The sequence below is a fragment of the Microbacterium resistens genome, assembly GCF_031456305.1.
GTDB lineage: Bacteria > Actinomycetota > Actinomycetes > Actinomycetales > Microbacteriaceae > Microbacterium > Microbacterium resistens_A.
On sequence record NZ_JAVDUM010000002.1, the window covers coordinates 14,536 to 31,070 of the forward strand.

The 16,535-nt window shown below is 70.2% G+C and carries 16 protein-coding genes and 1 other RNA gene; 12 read left to right on the plus strand and 5 right to left on the minus strand.

The window, feature by feature from the left end; genetic code table 11:
- Positions 1 to 97 precede the first annotated feature (97 nt).
- Positions 98 to 468: a transfer-messenger RNA gene (ssrA, locus tag J2Y69_RS02135) on the minus strand.
- A 126-nt stretch (positions 469 to 594) separates the two neighbouring features.
- On the opposite strand from ssrA, the gene J2Y69_RS02140 reads away from it, so the two are divergent.
- Positions 595 to 1,263 (plus strand): SIMPL domain-containing protein, encoded by a 669-nt coding sequence (locus tag J2Y69_RS02140; RefSeq protein ID WP_310017060.1) that lies wholly within the window; start codon positions 595 to 597, stop codon positions 1,261 to 1,263.
- 75 nt (positions 1,264 to 1,338) lie between these two features.
- Entirely contained in the window at positions 1,339 to 1,827 is a 489-nt protein-coding gene (locus J2Y69_RS02145) for a hypothetical protein (protein ID WP_310017062.1), read from the plus strand.
- Between the two features lie 22 nt (positions 1,828 to 1,849).
- Here the strand turns inward: J2Y69_RS02145 and J2Y69_RS02150 are convergent, their stop codons facing one another.
- The 3 genes from J2Y69_RS02150 to J2Y69_RS02160 form a co-directional block, all read right to left on the minus strand.
- Positions 1,850 to 3,082, minus strand: coding sequence for an MFS transporter (locus tag J2Y69_RS02150; RefSeq protein ID WP_310017064.1), 1,233 nt, complete (start codon positions 3,080 to 3,082; stop codon positions 1,850 to 1,852).
- The gene (locus J2Y69_RS02155; RefSeq protein ID WP_310017067.1) at positions 3,079 to 3,510 is read right to left on the minus strand and encodes a MarR family winged helix-turn-helix transcriptional regulator; all 432 of its coding nucleotides are present in this window, start codon (positions 3,508 to 3,510) and stop codon (positions 3,079 to 3,081) included. Before J2Y69_RS02155 ends, J2Y69_RS02150 begins: the two co-directional genes overlap by 4 nt.
- Before the next feature lie 98 nt (positions 3,511 to 3,608).
- A complete protein-coding gene (locus tag J2Y69_RS02160) occupies positions 3,609 to 4,403 on the minus strand; it encodes an IclR family transcriptional regulator (RefSeq protein ID WP_310017069.1) in 795 nt (264 codons plus the stop codon).
- Positions 4,404 to 4,507: 104 nt separating this feature from the next.
- Between J2Y69_RS02160 and J2Y69_RS02165 the strand changes: the two genes are divergently transcribed.
- Genes J2Y69_RS02165 through J2Y69_RS02175 form a run of 3 tightly spaced genes read left to right on the plus strand, consistent with a single transcriptional unit; the run spans position 4,508 to position 7,180 of the window.
- Positions 4,508 to 5,299 (plus strand): CoA transferase subunit A, encoded by a 792-nt coding sequence (locus tag J2Y69_RS02165; RefSeq protein ID WP_310017071.1) that lies wholly within the window; start codon positions 4,508 to 4,510, stop codon positions 5,297 to 5,299.
- Between the two features lies 1 nt (position 5,300).
- The gene (locus tag J2Y69_RS02170; protein ID WP_310017073.1) at positions 5,301 to 5,969 is read left to right on the plus strand and encodes a CoA transferase subunit B; all 669 of its coding nucleotides are present in this window, start codon (positions 5,301 to 5,303) and stop codon (positions 5,967 to 5,969) included.
- Between the two features lie 26 nt (positions 5,970 to 5,995).
- Entirely contained in the window at positions 5,996 to 7,180 is a 1,185-nt protein-coding gene (locus tag J2Y69_RS02175) for an acetyl-CoA C-acetyltransferase (protein WP_310017753.1), read from the plus strand.
- 7 nt (positions 7,181 to 7,187) lie between these two features.
- Here the strand turns inward: J2Y69_RS02175 and J2Y69_RS02180 are convergent, their stop codons facing one another.
- Positions 7,188 to 7,457, minus strand: a complete 270-nt coding sequence (locus tag J2Y69_RS02180) for a hypothetical protein (protein WP_310017075.1) — start codon at positions 7,455 to 7,457, stop codon at positions 7,188 to 7,190.
- A gap of 168 nt (positions 7,458 to 7,625) precedes the next feature.
- Between J2Y69_RS02180 and J2Y69_RS02185 the strand changes: the two genes are divergently transcribed.
- The 7 genes from J2Y69_RS02185 (at position 7,626) to ilvC (ending at position 16,454) form a co-directional block, all read left to right on the plus strand.
- The gene (locus J2Y69_RS02185; protein WP_310017077.1) at positions 7,626 to 8,864 is read left to right on the plus strand and encodes an MFS transporter; all 1,239 of its coding nucleotides are present in this window, start codon (positions 7,626 to 7,628) and stop codon (positions 8,862 to 8,864) included.
- Positions 8,865 to 8,925: 61 nt separating this feature from the next.
- Positions 8,926 to 10,341, plus strand: coding sequence for an alpha,alpha-trehalose-phosphate synthase (UDP-forming) (locus J2Y69_RS02190; protein WP_310017079.1), 1,416 nt, complete (start codon positions 8,926 to 8,928; stop codon positions 10,339 to 10,341).
- Between the two features lie 71 nt (positions 10,342 to 10,412).
- On the plus strand, positions 10,413 to 11,231 hold the full coding sequence (otsB, locus tag J2Y69_RS02195; protein WP_310017081.1) for a trehalose-phosphatase: 819 nt from the start codon (positions 10,413 to 10,415) through the stop codon (positions 11,229 to 11,231).
- A gap of 9 nt (positions 11,232 to 11,240) precedes the next feature.
- Complete coding sequence (gene ilvD, locus J2Y69_RS02200; RefSeq protein ID WP_310017083.1) at positions 11,241 to 12,974, plus strand: dihydroxy-acid dehydratase; 1,734 nt, start codon at positions 11,241 to 11,243, stop codon at positions 12,972 to 12,974.
- A gap of 63 nt (positions 12,975 to 13,037) precedes the next feature.
- Positions 13,038 to 14,840 carry an acetolactate synthase large subunit gene (locus tag J2Y69_RS02205; RefSeq protein WP_310017085.1) on the plus strand — a complete coding sequence of 601 codons (1,803 nt, stop codon included), beginning with the start codon at positions 13,038 to 13,040 and terminating at the stop codon, positions 14,838 to 14,840.
- A gap of 3 nt (positions 14,841 to 14,843) precedes the next feature.
- Entirely contained in the window at positions 14,844 to 15,353 is a 510-nt protein-coding gene (gene ilvN / locus J2Y69_RS02210) for an acetolactate synthase small subunit (RefSeq protein WP_310017087.1), read from the plus strand.
- A 72-nt stretch (positions 15,354 to 15,425) separates the two neighbouring features.
- Positions 15,426 to 16,454 (plus strand): ketol-acid reductoisomerase, encoded by a 1,029-nt coding sequence (gene ilvC, locus J2Y69_RS02215; RefSeq protein ID WP_310017090.1) that lies wholly within the window; start codon positions 15,426 to 15,428, stop codon positions 16,452 to 16,454.
- Positions 16,455 to 16,535 lie beyond the last annotated feature (81 nt).

Consider the following 16,535-nt stretch of genomic DNA (forward strand, 5'->3'; position numbering starts at 1 on the left):
GCAGACCTCGCCGCCTGACGAGTGGTCCACAGACGCAAAGAGGCCTGCCTCCCCAGCGTTCACTAGGGAGGCAGGCCTCTTTGATTGTGACAGCGGCTGGTGGAGCTGGGGGGAATCGAACCCCCGTCCAACGCTGAGTCTCCACGCCTTCTCCGGGCGCAGTCTATGAAGACGTTCTGCTCGGCCCCGACCTTTGTCATAGACACCTAAGTCGACAGGCCCAGCCTGGGAAGAGTCCCGTACGACGTCCAGACGCCGTCGCACAGCAAGATTCCTAGATGACGCCAGGATCCGTATCGGAATCACATACGGCCTGACGGACTATCGGGCTCGCTTAGGCAGCGAGGGCGAAGTCAGTGCGCTTGGTTTCGGCACTTATTGTTTTTGCAGGGAGCGTTCACGAGATAACCCTGCATCCTCGGCCCGCTTCTCGTGGATTCACAGGCGCTGTCGAAACCGATCAGCCCCGTGGACCTTCTCTCGAAGGAGCCGCTGTCATCACTGTGGAGTTGTCCTCGGCTGCCGTGGCACCCGAGCATCTCAGACTACAACGCTTCGGGGAGCCGCGCCATTCCGTGCCGTAGAGTCGCGTCCATGAGCGACGTCACGATCACGGTCCGCGGCGAGCATGAGGTGCGCATCGCGCCGGAGCGCGCCATCATCCAGCTCTCGGTCGGGCAGGAGGGCGCGGACCGCGAGGCGGTCGTCGCGCGGGCCCTCGCCCTGGCGGCTCCCGTGCGCGAGGGGCTCGTCGCCCGAGAGGCCGCGCAGAGCATCGCCGAATGGTCGAGCACCCGGCTCTCCGTCCGTGCGGAGCGGCCGTGGAACAGCGAGGGCAAGCGGCTGGCCGTCGTCTACACGGCGACGGTCTCGTTCACGGCGACCTTCTCGGATCTGTCGGAGCTGTCGGTCTGGGCGACGGAGGTCGCCGTGTGGGACGGCGTCACGATTGGGGGGACGCACTGGCAGCTCACTCCAGAGACCCGGGCGCGTGTCGAGCGGGAGGTCGCCGCATCGGCCGTCGGCGTGGCGGTGGCGCGCGCGACCGCCTACGCCGAGGCACTCGGGCGGCAGACGGTGGAGCCGGTGGAGATCGCGGACGTCGGCCTCATCTCCTCACCGGGTGCATCCAGCGGATCCCCGATGCCCGCGATGCGCGCGGCAGCCTTCTCCCTCACCGCCGTGGACGCGCCGGCGATGGAGTTCCAACCGGACGACATCGTGGTCGCGGCCACGGTCGAGGGGCGGTTCCTCGCCTGCTGACGCGCATCGGCGACGGGGAAGGCCCCTTCCGTCGAGTCGGATCGAAGTGGGATCATGGCCATTCGAGGAGGCGACATGATCGATCTTGAAGACATCGACATCGATGAGGAGGGAGCGCTCACGGCGACGGCGCTGCTTCCCGGTGAACGCCATGTGACGGTGGAGTTCGCCGTGGACGACGAGGACCTCGATGTGGAGGAGGCCGACGACGGCGGCGATGAGGACGGCGATGGCGGTGGTGACGAGGAACGGGATCAGTCGGCTCCCGACGTCGACCGGATGCGCGGCGTCATCGAGCACGCGTTGGCGCGGCTGACCGAGGAGGTCCTCGACGCGAGGGAGCACGAGGTAATCGCCGAACTCACCGCGGCGGCCTACGGCGACGACGAGGACTCCGTCGATCAGGAGGCCGTCCTCGCCGCGGACATCGCCCTCGACGGTGTCCTGGTCTTCGCCGACGGAGTCATCGTGCTCCTCTACCTCGCTCCCGAGCAGTACCCGGGGTCGACGATCCGCTGCCAGCTGGACGACGACCTGGACCTGGACGACCTCGAGGTCGACTGAGGAGACGTGCCCGGCGCGAGGCTCAGGCGGCGTCTCCCACGAGGACGGCCTCGGCGTCCTCCGCGGCGTCGTGCGACCCGCGGTCGATGTGCGCGAGCGCTCGCCGTCCGAGGAACACGACCAGGGCGGCGATCAGGACTGACCCCGCCGCGAACAGGTACGGCACGGTGGCGTTGAACGTGTGCCAGAGGAGGGCCGCGAGGGGCGGGGCGACCGCTCCGCCGAGGAACCGCACGGCGGAGTAGGCCGAGGAGGCGACCGAACGGGGGAGGTCGGTGGCCTCCATGACCGCCTCGGTCAGCACGGTGTTCATGATCCCCAGCAGGAGCCCGCCCACGATGATGCAGACCACCAGGGCGGTGGGGGAGGAGACGAGGAACCCTGCCACGATGAGGTCGGCCGCCAGCAGCGGCAGGACGATCACGATGATCCGCGTGATCGGCATGCGCCGCATCAGGATCGGGGCGACCCAGACGCTCGTGATCGCGAGTCCCAGACCCCAGCCGAAGAAGGTCAGCCCGATGCCGATGGCGCTGAACCCGAGCGGGAACGGCGAGAACGCGAGCAGCACGAAGAACCCGATGTTGTAGAAGAGCGCGGCGATCGCGAGGACGGCGAGGGCCGGGCGGCGCAGGGCGCGGAACGGCGCGCTGAACGGCACGGGGTCGCGCTTCTCACCGGGGCCGCGCAGCAGGAGGAGCACGGCCACGAAGGCGATCGCCATCAGGGCGACGACGCCGAAAAATGGTCCGCGCCAGCTCTGCTCGCCCAGCAGTCCGCCGAGCAGCGGGCCGATCGCGATGCCGAGTCCGAGCGCCGCCTCGTACAGGATGATCGCGGCGCTGCTGCCGCCGCTCGCGGCGCCCACGATCGTGGCGAGCGCGGTCGAGATGAACAGCGCGTTGCCGAGTCCCCAGCCGGCGCGGAAGCCGATGACGGCGTCCACGCTGTCGCTCAGCGCGCAGAGCAGCGCGAACGCGACGATGAGCGCGAGCCCCACCAGCAGAGTGGCCTTCGCGCCGATCCTGCTGGAGATCCAGCTGGTCACGAGCATCGCGAGCCCGGTGACCAGAAGGTAGCTGGTGAACAGCAGCTCGGTCTGGACGGCGGTGGCGTGGAGGGAGTCCGCGATGGCCGGGAGGATCGGATCGACGAGCCCGATGCCCATGAACGCGACGACGCAGGCGAAGGCGACGGCCCAGACCTGGGCGGGCTGTCGCCAGATCGAGGGGGTGGAGGTGGGCGAGGAGGTCAACGCGTGGTCCTTTCCGAGATGGTGCGGGTGCGGAGGATCTCGGCGGCACGGGCAAGGATCGCCCAGTCGTCGGGGGAGAGGTCGGCGAACCGCGGCTCCAGCGCCTGCTGGAGCTCGTGACGCCAGGCGAGGATCGCTGCGCGCCCGTCGTCGGTGACGGAGACGACGGTCGCGCGGGAGTCCTCGGGATCGCTGGAGCGGCGGACGAGCCCTTCCTGCTCCAGCTGGCCGATCAGGCGGGTCATGCCCGGCTGGGTGGTGCGGCTCGCGCGGGCGAGCTCGCCGATGCGGAGCGGCCCGTCGGAGGCGAGCAGGCTCAGCGCCCGCCACTGCGCCGCCGGCGTCTCGTTGCCGGTGGTGTGCGCGGCGATCCGGGTGAGGGCATGCGCCGAGAACACGATCGACTGGATGGTCTCGCCGCTATTCATGCTTCGAGTATATACCTCATGGTATCTATCTGGTTGCACCGGCGGCGAAGGCCGGAACGCTCGGGGCGCCTGGGGCGTCCCGGGTCATCTGGGCGCGGTCAGCGCCGCGCGCCGGCGATGCGCGAGGAGAGCTGGTGGGCGTGGGCGAGCAGGGTGCGTCCGAGCGAGGGGAGCCGGTCCGGGCCGAAGCGGAACTCGACGCCCGTCAGGCTCAGCGCCCACTCCGGGCGACCCTCGCGGTCGAACACCGCGGCCCCCATTCCCCAGCTCCCCTCCACGATCAGCCCCGGGTTGACCGCGTAGCCGCGCGCCTTCGTCTCGGCCAGTCGCGTCCGCAGCGGCGACGAGCCGTGCGCGCGCCCCCAGTGCTCGACGAGCTCGGGGTGGCGATCGAGGTAGGCATCCACATCGTGGTCAGGGAGGAACGACAGGATCGCGAGGCCGGCGCTCGCGACGCCCAGCGGGAAGCGCACGCCCTCGCTGAGCACGAAGGAGCGGATCGGGAACGCCCCCTCCTCGCGGAGGAGGCACACCGTCTCATCCGCGCGTCGTACCGAGAGGAACGCGCTCTCCTCGGTCTTGACCGCGAGCGATCGGACGATGTCCCGTGCGAGCTCGGTCACGTCGTAGCGGGCCGCCGCCACGGTTCCCATGAGATAGAGCTCGGGACCCGGCATCCAGCGGGATGTCGCCTCGTCCTGGTCCACCAGGCCCTCCAAGCGGAGTGCGGCGAGCAGCCGGTGGGTGGTCGAGCGGCTGAGTCCCGCGTCGTGGGAGAGCTGTTGGAGGGTCGCGCCGTCAGCTGCCCCGGTGACGAGCCGCAGCAGGGACGCCGCACGCGCGACGGCCTGTGCGCCGGGGACGCTGCGCCCGGCCGATCCCGTTGATCCCACAATGTGGACGCTACCCGGAGCCATGGCCATATGGCAACCATCGGGTTGGCATCGGTCGCCGGCGCGGCGGATGCTGGAGGGAAACCGCCACGAAGGAGTGCCGCGTGATCGACAAGCAATGGCCGTCCGCCGCCGAGGCCGTCGCCGACATCGCCGACGGCGCATCGCTCGCCGTCGGCGGCTTCGGACTCTCCGGCAATCCGATCGCCCTCATCGAGGCGCTCCTCGCCCAGGGGACGAAGGACCTCAGCATCGTCAGCAACAACTGCGGCGTCGACGACTGGGGGCTGGGGATCCTCCTCGGCGCGCAGCGGATCCGCAAGATGACCTCCTCGTACGTCGGCGAGAACAAGGAGTTCGAGCGTCAGTTCCTCGACGGGAGCCTCGAACTGGAGCTCACCCCCCAGGGCACGCTCGCCGAGAAGCTCCGTGCCGGCGGTTCGGGCATCGCCGCCTTCTACACCCAGACCGGGGTCGGCACGCAGGTCGCCGAGGGCGGGCTGCCGCGGCGATACCACCCCGACGGCACGATCGCGGTGGGCTCTCCGAGGAAGGACGTCCGCACCTTCGACGTGGACGGGAGCCCTCGGGAGTTCGTGCTGGAGGAGGCGATCAGGACGGACTACGCCCTGGTCCACGCCGCGGTCGGGGATCGGCACGGCAACCTCGTCTTCACCAAGGCGGCGCGCAACTTCAATCCGCTCGCGGCGATGGCCGGACGCATCTGCATCGCGCAGGTGGAGCGCCTCGTCGAGCCGGGCGAGCTGGATCCCGATCACGTGCACCTGCCCGGCGTCTTCGTGCACCGCATCGTCGAGGTCGGCACCGACATCGAGAAGCGCATCGAGCGCCGGACGGTCCGCCCGGCCAGAGAATCGGTCAGAGAAGGGGAATGACATGACGCGCACCAGGGACGAGATGGCGGCCAGGGCCGCCGAGGAGCTGGCCGACGGCTCCTACGTCAACCTCGGCATCGGCCTCCCGACTCTGGTCCCGAACCACGTGCCCGAGGGCGTGACGGTGGTCCTGCAGTCCGAGAACGGGATCCTCGGGGTCGGCCCGTACCCCGTGGAGGAGGACGTCGACCCCGATCTCATCAACGCGGGCAAGGAGACCGTCACGGTCCTCCCCGGCGCCGCCTACTTCGACTCGGCGACGAGCTTCGGGATGATCCGCGGCGGGAAGATCGACGCCGCGATCCTCGGTGCGATGCAGGTGTCGGTCTCCGGCGATCTCGCCAACTGGATGATCCCGGGGAAGATGGTCAAGGGGCCCGGCGGCGCGATGGACCTCGTGCACGGCGCCGGACGCGTGATCGTGCTCATGGAGCACGTCGCGAAGGACGGCTCGGCGAAGATCGTCCGAGAGTGCTCGCTGCCGCTGACCGGCCGCGGTGTCGTCGATCGCATCATCACGGATCTCGCGGTGATCGATGTGACGCCCGAGGGGCTGGTGCTCGTCGAGACCGCGCCCGGCGTCTCGGCACAGGACGTGATCGATGCGACGGAGCCGCCACTGGCCATCGCCGAAGGACTGGCCGTCGCCGAAGGGCTGGAGGAATCATGACCGGAACGCTCACCACCACAGAGGACATCACCGCAGAGGACATCGTCGTCGTGGCCGCGGCGCGGACGCCGCAGGGACGGCTGAAGGGGCAGCTCGCCCCGTTCACCGCCCCGCAGCTCGGCGCGATGGCCATCCGCGGCGCCCTGGATCAGGGCGGCGTGGATCCGGCCGACATCGATGCCGTCATCGTCGGCCAGGTCCTGGCCGCCGGCTCCGGGCAGAACGCCGCCCGGCAGGCGGCAGTCGGCGCGGGCATCGGCTGGGACGTCCCCGCGCACTCGGTCAACAAGGTCTGCCTGTCCGGGCTCACGGCCGTGATCGATGCCGCCAGGATGATCCGCACCGGTGATGCGGAGACCGTGGTCGCCGCCGGCATGGAGTCGATGACCCGTGCGCCCCACCTCCTGATGGGGTCGCGGGACGGCTGGGCCTACGGCAGCGTCGAGGTGCTGGACCACATGGCCTACGACGGCCTCACCGATGCCTACGACCGCGAGAGCATGGGAGCCTCCACCGAGCGGCACAACGCCCGCTTCGAGGTGACGCGTGCAGAGCAGGACGCGATCGCTGCCCGCTCCCACCAGCGCGCGGCCGCGGCCCAGGAGGCCGGCCTGTTCGATGCGGAGATCGTCGCGGTGACGGTGCCGCAGCGCAAGGGGGATCCGGTCGTCCTCACCGCGGACGAGGGCGTGCGCCCCGGGACCACCACGGAGACGCTCGCCGGGCTCCGGCCCGCTTTCGCCGAGGGCGGGTCGATCACCGCGGGCAACTCCTCACAGATCTCGGACGGCGCCTCGGCCGTGATCGTGACCACCCGGGCCACCGCGGAGGCGCATGGATGGCCGGTGCTGGTCACGGTGGGCGCGAGCGGTCAGACCGCAGGCCCCGACAACTCCCTGCACGCGCAGCCCGCGCGGGCGATCGAGAAGGCGCTGCGGAAGCAGGGCATCGCGGTCTCGGACCTCGACCTGGTGGAGATCAACGAGGCCTTCGGCGCGGTCGTCGCCCGTTCGCAGACCGAGCTCGGTCTCACCGAGGACATCGTGAACATCCACGGCGGCGGCATCGCGATCGGGCACCCCATCGGCTCCTCGGGGAGCCGGCTGGTGGTGCACATGGCGCATGAGCTGGTCCGCCGCGGGGGAGGGACGGCCGTGGTCGCGCTGTGTGGCGGCGGCGGTCAGGGCGAAGCGCTGATCCTCACGCGCTGACGTCCGCTCAGGAGGCGTTCTTCGCGGCGCGCTTGGCGTCCTTGCGGGCGCGCTTGAGCTGGGTCTCGGCCACCGGCGAGTCCGGGGCGACGGCGACGCCGCGGGAGTCGCGCCGGATGTCGACGATCGCGCCGATCGCCAGCGCGAGCGTGATGCCCCAGCTGAGCCAGGCGAGCAGCGCGCGCCAGGTGACCGGCGCGTCCTTCGAGCCGCGCAGCAGAGCGATCCCGCTGGCCACGGCGGCGAACAGCCCGCTTCCGAAGAGGTAGTTGCGCATGCGACAACGGTACCCGGAAGTGTCCCGGCAGCACCCGAGCGCATCGCGATACGATGGATCACGGCGTGACGCCACGGCGCACGCCCATGCATCCGTGCATCTACCGACCGCCGGCACCCCGGCGGACAGCGGCGGCACCCGACCTGCGTCCACCGACGCACGAGAGCCATGACCCTGACGCACAACACGCCCACGGCCGTTCCGACCCCCGGTCTGTTCCGGCTCGCCGGCCTCCCGTACTTCCTGATCGCCTTCGTCGCCCGGCTGCCGTTCGCGATGATGGTCGTCGGAGTGCTCACCCTCGCGGTCGCCGCCCGCGGCTCGATCTCGCTCGGCGGGCTCACCTCCGCCGCGGTCGGGATCGGCACCGCCTGCTTCGGGCCGCTCCTCGGAGCGGCGGCCGACCGGTTCGGGCAGCGCCGGGTCCTGCTGCTCCTCGCCGGCGGGAACGCCGCGGCCCTGGCCCTGTTCGCGACGGTCGTCTACAGCACGCTGCCGCCCTCGCTGCTCCTGCTCAGCGCGTTCGCGATCGGGGCGACGGCCCCGCAGGTGGCGCCGCTGTCCCGGTCGCGCCTCATGACCCTCATCACCGAGCGCATCCCGGAGGAGCGGCGCCCCAGGACCGTGTCGTCCACGATGGCGTACGAGTCGGCCGCCGACGAGACGGTGTTCGTGATCGGGCCGTTCCTGGTCGGCGTCCTCGCCTCGCTGCTGTCCCCGGCGGCGCCCCTCCTGATCGGGGCGGCCCTCACGGTCCTCTTCGTGGGCGCCTTCGCGCTGCATCCGTCCGGGGCGCACGTCTCGGTGCTGCGGGGCGCGGACGGGAAGGCCCCGTCGGCGGTGTCCGAGCTGTTCCGGCTCCGCCTGCTCGTCGTGGTCGCCGGGATCCTCGGCGTCGGCCTGTTCTTCGGGACCATGCTCACCGCGCTCACCTCCTTCATGGCCGATCGGGGCGACCCTGAGGGCGCAGGGCTCCTGTACGGCGTGATGGGGATCGGTTCCGCGGTGCTCGCACTCGGGGTGGCCTTCCTGCCCGCCCGGTTCGCGCTCCGCGCCCGCTGGCTGACGTTCGCCGGGATCCTGTTCGCAGGCTCCCTGCTCCTGCCGATCACGACGGACGTCGCGGGGATGGTCCTGGCCCTCGCGGTCATGGGCGCGGGGATCGGACCGACGCTCGTGACGCAGTACAGCCTCGGCGCCGCTCTCAGCCCCGCCGGGCGCTCGGCGACGGTGATGACGATGCTCGGCTCCGCCATCATCGTGGGGCAGTCGATCGGCGCGGCGGTCACGGGCGCGGTGGCGCAGAGCGCCGGCTCCGCGACCGCGCTCCTGCTCCCGGTCGGCGCCGCGGGAGTCGTGGTGGCGGCCGGCATCGTCAACGCGATGCTCAACCGCGGCGGACGCTGACCGGTGCCCTCCCGTCCGGGTCGATAGCCTGGAGACGCCGTCCATCACCAGGAGGAGCACCATGCCCAGCGCTGAGTTCGTCGTCGTCGCCAACCGCCTCCCCGTCGACCGGGTGGTGAGCGCCGAGGGCGAGGAGAGCTGGCGGACGTCTCCCGGCGGCCTGGTCGCCGCCCTCGAGCCCGTCATGCACGGCGTCGAGGGCGCCTGGGTGGGCTGGGCAGGGCAGGCGGACCTGGACCTCGCACCCTTCGAGGCCGACGGCATCCGGCTCGTCCCGGTGCGGCTCTCGGCGCTCGAGGTCGAGGAGTACTACGAGGGCTTCTCCAACGACACCATCTGGCCGCTCTATCACGACGTGATCTCCTCGCCCCAGTACCACCGGGAGTGGTGGGACGCCTACGTGCGGGTGAACCGCCGCTTCGCGGAGGCGGCGGTCGACGCGGTCGCCGACGGCGGGACGGTGTGGGTCCACGACTACCAGCTGCAGCTGGTCCCGCAGATGGTGCGCGAGCTCCGACCGGATGTCACGATCGGCTACTTCCACCACATCCCGTTCCCGGCCCACGGCCTCTACGCGCAGCTGCCCTGGCGCGACCAGGTGCTGAGGGGGCTCCTCGGCGCCGACGTGATCGGCTTCCAGCGGGCGCAGGACGCGACCTACTTCCTCACCGCCGTGCGGCGACGGCTCCGCTACGAGGTCAGGGCGACCGTCGTGACGGTTCCGGAGGACGGGACGGCCGGACGGCGGGTCGTCGCGCGGGCCTTCCCGATCTCGATCAACACCCAGCCCTATCTGGAGCTCGCCGCGCGTCCGGACGTCCGCGCCAGGGCCGCGGAGATCCGCGAGGGGCTGGGGAACCCGCGGAAGATCCTCCTCGGCGTCGACCGGCTCGACTACACCAAGGGGATCCGTCACCGGATCAAGGCGTACGGGGAGCTGCTGGACCAGGGCAGGCTCTCGGTCGAGGACGTCACGTTCGTGCAGGTGGCCAGCCCCAGCCGCGAGCGGGTGGACGCCTATGTGCACCTCCGTGACGAGATCGAGCTCGCGGTCGCCCGGATCAACGGCAACCACGACACGATGGACCACACCGCCATCCGGTACCTGCACCAGGGGTTCCCCCGCGAGGAGATGGTCGCGCTCTATCTCGCCGCCGACGTCATGCTGGTCACGGCGCTCCGCGACGGCATGAACCTCGTCGCGAAGGAGTACGTCGCCACCCGCGACGACAACCGCGGCGTGCTGGTGCTCAGCGAGTTCACCGGGGCGGCCGACGAGCTGCGCCAGGCGGTCCGGGTCAACCCCCATGACATCGAGGGGCTGAAGGAGTCCATCCTGGTCGCGGTGAACATGCCGCCAGCGGAGCAGGGCCGACGGATGAGGTCGTTGCGCAAACGGGTCCTGGAGCACGATGTGGACGCCTGGTCGCGGTCGTTCCTCGCCGCGCTCCGCCAGGTCAGCGCCGCACGGCCGTGACGGGTCCCGGCGGCCCGATCGCTGCGGGGGATACTGGACGGGTTCTGATCGCGACGCACCGGAGGACACGAATGGCACGGACCTGGACGCCCGAGACCGAAGACCCCGCGCTGACGGCGCTCGCCGGCACGCCTCGCCTGCTGGTCGCCCTCGACTTCGACGGGACGGCCTCCCTGCACGTGGATGATCCGATGGCCGCCCGAGCGCTGCCGGAGGTCGCCGCCGCCGTCGCCCGGCTCGCCGCCCTCCCGGACACGGTCGTGGCGTACGTCTCCGGGCGGAGCATGCACCACCTGCGCGTGATCACCGAGCATGACGACCGCTCGCCGCTCGCGCTCGCCGGGTCCCACGGCGCGCAGTACTGGTTCCCGGGCGAGGGGGACGACGCGGGTGACGGCGAGAAGGCTGACGCGGACCCGGCGTCCGGCGACCCGGAGGACCGCGCCGGCATCGAGGACGAGGTCAAGGCCATCGCCCTCGTCGTGCCCGGGGTCGAGTTCGAGCCCAAGACCTTCGGGTTCGGCATCCACGCACGGAGGGCGACCGCGGAGGACGAGGAGCGCGTCTTCGCGCTGGTCGACCGATGGGCGGCCGGCCGCATCCCCGGATGGCGGCGCCGGACGGGTCATCACATCCGCGAGTTCTCCTGGCGGATCGAGGGCAAGGACGTCGCCATCGCCCGGCTCCGCGCGCACTACGGGGCGACCGGCGTGCTGTTCGCGGGCGACGACGTGACCGACGAGGACGCGCTGCAGACCCTCGGCGCCGAGGACATCGGCGTGCGGGTGGGCCCGGGGGAGACGGCGGCGGACCTGCGTGTGGAGAGCCCACAACAGATCGCCCCACTCCTCGGCGCCCTCGCGCAAGAGAGGTCCTCCGCGCGGGAATAGACTGCGTTCATGTCCCCGAACGAGCCCTCCGCCGACGTGCTCGGCGCACGTCCCGACATCGACATCAAACCCCGCAGCCGTGTCGTCACCGACGGCATCGAGGCCACGACCTCCCGCGGCATGCTCCGCGCCGTCGGCATGGGGGATGAAGACTGGGACAAGCCCCAGATCGGCATCGCGTCGAGCTGGAACGAGATCACGCCCTGCAACCTGAGCCTTGACCGCCTCGCGCAGGGCGCGAAGGAGGGCGTGCACTCCGGCGGCGGCTATCCGCTGCAGTTCGGCACCATCTCCGTCTCGGACGGGATCTCGATGGGCCACGAGGGCATGCACTTCTCGCTCGTCTCCCGCGAGGTCATCGCCGACTCCGTCGAGACCGTCATCATGGCCGAGCGCCTGGACGGCACCGTGCTCCTGGCCGGCTGCGACAAGTCCATCCCCGGGATGCTCATGGCGAGCGCCCGGCTGGGGCTGTCCAGCGTGTTCCTCTACGCCGGATCCATCGCCCCCGGCTGGGTGAAGCTCTCCGACGGCACGGAGAAGGACATCACGATCATCGACTCGTTCGAGGGCGTCGGCGCCTGCCGCGCCGGACGCATGAGCGAGGAGGATCTGAAGCGGATCGAGTGCGCGTTCGCGCCCGGTGAGGGCGCCTGCGGCGGCATGTACACCGCCAACACGATGGCCTCGGTCGCCGAGGCGCTCGGACTGAGCCTCCCCGGATCGGCCGCACCGCCGTCCGCCGACCGTCGCCGCGACTACTACGCCCACCGCTCCGGCGAGGCCGTGGTCGAGCTCCTCCGCCAGGGGATCACCACGAAGGACATCCTCACCAAGGAGTCCTTCGAGAACGCGATCGCCCTCGCGATGGCGCTCGGCGGCTCCACGAACGTGGTGCTCCACCTCCTCGCCATCGCCCGCGAGGCGGAGATCGAGCTCAGCCTCCACGACTTCAACCGAATCGGCAGCAAGACCCCGCACGTCGCGGACATGAAGCCCTTCGGGAAGTACGTCATGAACGACGTCGACCGCCACGGCGGCATCCCGGTGATCATGAAGGCGATGCTGGACGAGGGGCTGCTCCACGGCGATGCGCTCACCGTAACGGGCAAGACCCTCGCCGAGAACCTCCGGGAGCTGGACCCCGACCCGATCGACGGCGAGGTCATCCACACGTTCGACAACCCGATCCACGCCTCCGGCGGCATCACGATCCTGCACGGCTCCCTGGCCCCGGAGGGCGCGGTCGTGAAGTCGGCCGGCTTCGACGCCGACGTCTTCGAGGGCCCGGCACGCGTCTTCGAGCGCGAGCGCGGTGCGATGGACGCCCTCGCCGCGGGGGAGATCAACGCCGGAGACGTGATCGTGATCCGCTACGAGGGCCCCAAGGGCGGACCGGGCATGCGGGAGATGCTCGCGATCACCGCCGCCATCAAGGGCGCGGGGCTCGGAAAAGATGTACTACTCTTGACGGACGGACGATTCTCAGGCGGCACAACCGGCCTGTGCATCGGCCACATAGCACCCGAAGCGGTGGACGCTGGTCCCATCGCCTTCGTGCGCGATGGTGATCTTATTCGGGTCGATATCGCGGCTCGCACTCTCGACCTACTCGTCGAGGAGTCCGAGCTGAGCTCCCGCCGCGAAGGCTGGGAACCTCTTCCTCCGCGCTACACCCGAGGCGTTCTGGCCAAGTACTCCCGACTCGTGCGCTCCGCTGCCGAAGGAGCGACGACGGGCTGAGGCGTCGTGCCGCCCGCTGCGGCGCGACGACCGTCATCAAGATCATCGATCGCAAGGAATCCCATGACCGCAGACACCGCGCAGGCCGTGCCACGCCCGCCCGCCCGTCCCGCTGCAGCTCCCGAGCTGACGGGAGCCGAAGCCGTCGTCCGTTCCCTCGAGCTCCTCGGGGTCACCGATGTCTTCGGCATTCCCGGCGGGGCGATCCTCCCCGTCTACGACCCGCTGATGGACTCGTCCTCCGTCCGGCACATCCTCGTCCGCCACGAGCAGGGCGGCGGACACGCCGCGGAGGGCTACGCCTCGGCCTCCGGGCGCATCGGCGTCACGATCGCGACATCGGGCCCCGGCGCGACCAACCTCGTCACCGCGATCGCCGACGCCTACATGGACTCGGTGCCGATCGTGGCGATCACCGGCCAGGTGTTCTCCACGCTGATGGGCACCGACGCCTTCCAGGAGGCCGACATCGTCGGCATCACGATGCCCGTGACCAAGCACTCCTTCCTGGTCAAGAAGGCGTCGGACGTCCCCGGCGCGATCGCCGCGGCCTTCGAGGTCGCGGGGACCGGCCGGCCAGGCCCGGTGCTCGTGGACATCACCAAGGACGCCCAGCAGGAGGTCGCGCCCTTCATCTGGCCGCCTCGCTACGACCTCCCCGGCTACCGGCCGGTGACGAAGGCGCACGGCAAGCAGATCCAGGCGGCGGCGGCGATGATCGCCGCGGCGAAGAAGCCCGTCCTCTACGTGGGCGGCGGCGTCATCCGGGGAAGCGCGTCGGCCGAGCTGCGCGAGCTCGCCGAGACGACCGGCGCGCCCGTGGTCACGACGCTGATGGCGCGGGGCGCCTTCCCGGACTCGCATCCGCAGCACCTCGGCATGCCCGGCATGCACGGGACCGTGCCCGCGGTGCTCGCACTCCAGGAGGCCGACCTCATCGTCTCGCTGGGCGCGCGGTTCGATGACCGCGTCACGGGGAAGGCGGCGCTCTTCGCGCCGCATGCCAAGGTCGTCCACGTCGACATCGACCCGGCGGAGATCTCCAAGATCCGCACGGCTGATGTGCCGATCGTGGGGGACGTGCGCGATGTGCTCACCGATCTGGAGACCGCCTACCGCGGTCTCGCCGGCGACGGCAAGGCCGACACCGAGGAGTGGTGGTCCTACCTCGACGGGCTCCGTGCGGAGTTCCCGCTCGGGTTCGCGCCGACGACCGACGGGCTCCTGGCCCCGCAGCACGTGATCCAGCGCATCGGCGAGCTCACAGGGCCCGAGGGGGTCTACGCCGCCGGCGTCGGCCAGCACCAGATGTGGGCGGCGCAGTTCATCAAGTACGAGCGTCCGAACTCCTGGCTGAACTCCGGCGGAGCCGGGACGATGGGCTACTCGGTCCCCGCGGCGATGGGCGCGAAGGTCGCGGAGCCTGACCGCGTCGTCTGGGCGATCGACGGCGACGGATGCTTCCAGATGACGAACCAGGAGCTCGCGACCTGCGTCATCAACAAGATCCCGATCAAGGTCGCGATCATCAACAACTCCTCGCTCGGGATGGTGCGCCAGTGGCAGACGCTGTTCTATGACGGACGGCACTCGAACACCGACCTGAACACCGGGCACGGGACGATCCGCATCCCCGACTTCGTCAAGCTCGCCGAGGCCTACGGCTGCCTCGGGATCCGGGTGGAGAAGGAGGAGGACGTCGACGCCGCCATCAAGACGGCGCTGGAGACCAACGACCGCCCCGTGGTGATCGACTTCGTGGTGAGCGCGGATGCGATGGTGTGGCCGATGGTCCCGCAGGGCGTCAGCAACAGCTATGTCCAGTACGCGCGCGACCACGCCCCGGCGTTCGACGAGGAGATCTGAGCCATGTCCACCCACGTGCTGAGTCTCCTGGTGGAGAACACCCCCGGTCTGCTGACCCGTGTCGCCGGGCTGTTCGCCCGGCGAGGGTTCAACATCGAGTCCCTCGCGGTCGGCGTCACCGAGGTGCCGGGCGTGTCCCGCATCACGGTCGTGGTCGACGTCGAGGAGCTTCCGCTGGAGCAGGTGACGAAGCAGCTGAACAAGCTGATCAACGTCATCAAGATCGTCGAGCTGGATCCGTCGGCCTCGGTCCAGCGCGAGCACATGCTCGTGAAGGTCCGTGCCGACAACAACAGCCGTTCCCATGTGATCGAGGTCGTGAACCTGTTCCGTGCCTCCGTCGTGGACTACGCCTCGGACGCGCTGGTGATCGAGGTCACCGGCGACAAGGGCAAGGTGGAGGCGCTCCTGCGCGCGCTGGAACCCTTCGGCATCAAGGAGCTGGCCCAGTCCGGCCTCCTCGCGATCGGTCGCGGCGGCAAGAGCATCACCGAGCGCGTCCTGCGCGGCTGACATCCGGCGGCCCGTCCGCCGAGACATCGAAACCTCAGAAGAGAAACCTCAGAAGAGAAAGAGAAGACACCAGTGAGCACCGAGATCTACTACGACGCCGACGCCGACCTGTCGATCGTCCAGGGCAAGAAGGTCGCGATCGTCGGGTACGGCTCGCAGGGCCACGCCCACGCGATGAACCTCCGCGACTCCGGCGTCGAGGTCGCGATCGCCCTCAAGGAGGGCTCCGCCTCGATCGCGAAGGCGGAGGAGGCCGGCTTCCCGGTGAAGACCGTGGCGGACGCCGCCGAGTGGGCCGACCTCATCATGATCCTCGCGCCGGACCAGCACCAGCGCACGATCTACACCGAGTCCATCAAGGACAAGTTGACCGCGGGCAAGACCCTCGCCTTCGCCCACGGCTTCAACATCCGCTTCGGCTACATCGATGCCCCCGAGGGTGTCGACGTGATCCTCATCGCGCCGAAGGCCCCCGGCCACACGGTGCGCCGCGAGTTCGTCGCGGGCCGCGGGATCCCGGACATCATCGCCGTCGAGCGCGACGCCTCGGGCTCGGCCTGGGCCACCGCCCTCTCCTACGCGAAGGCGATCGGCGGCACCCGTGCCGGCGTCATCAAGACGACGTTCACCGAGGAGACGGAGACGGACCTCTTCGGCGAGCAGGCCGTGCTCTGCGGCGGCATGAGCCACCTCGTGCAGGCGGGCTTCGAGACGCTGGTCGAGGCCGGCTACCAGCCGCAGATCGCGTACTTCGAGGTGCTGCACGAGCTGAAGCTCATCGTCGACCTCATGTGGGAGGGCGGCATCGCCAAGCAGCGCTGGTCGATCTCCGACACGGCCGAGTTCGGCGACTACGTCTCCGGGCCGCGCATCATCGACGCCGGCGTCAAGGAGCGCATGCAGGACGTCCTCGCCGACATCCAGTCCGGAGCATTCGCCCAGCGCTTCATCGAGGACCAGGACAACGGCGCCCCCGAGTTCCTCGCCCTCCGCGAGAAGGAGCAGGGGCACCCGATCGAGGCCACCGGCAAGGAGCTCCGCGCGCTCTTCGCGTGGAAGCAGACCGACGAGGACTACGTCGAGGGCAGCGCCGCACGCTGACCCCACACCGCTCTGCGGTCGATCCTCACGGATGGGCGTCCCTCAGGGGGGCGCCCATCCGGCGTTTCACCAGACATCCGA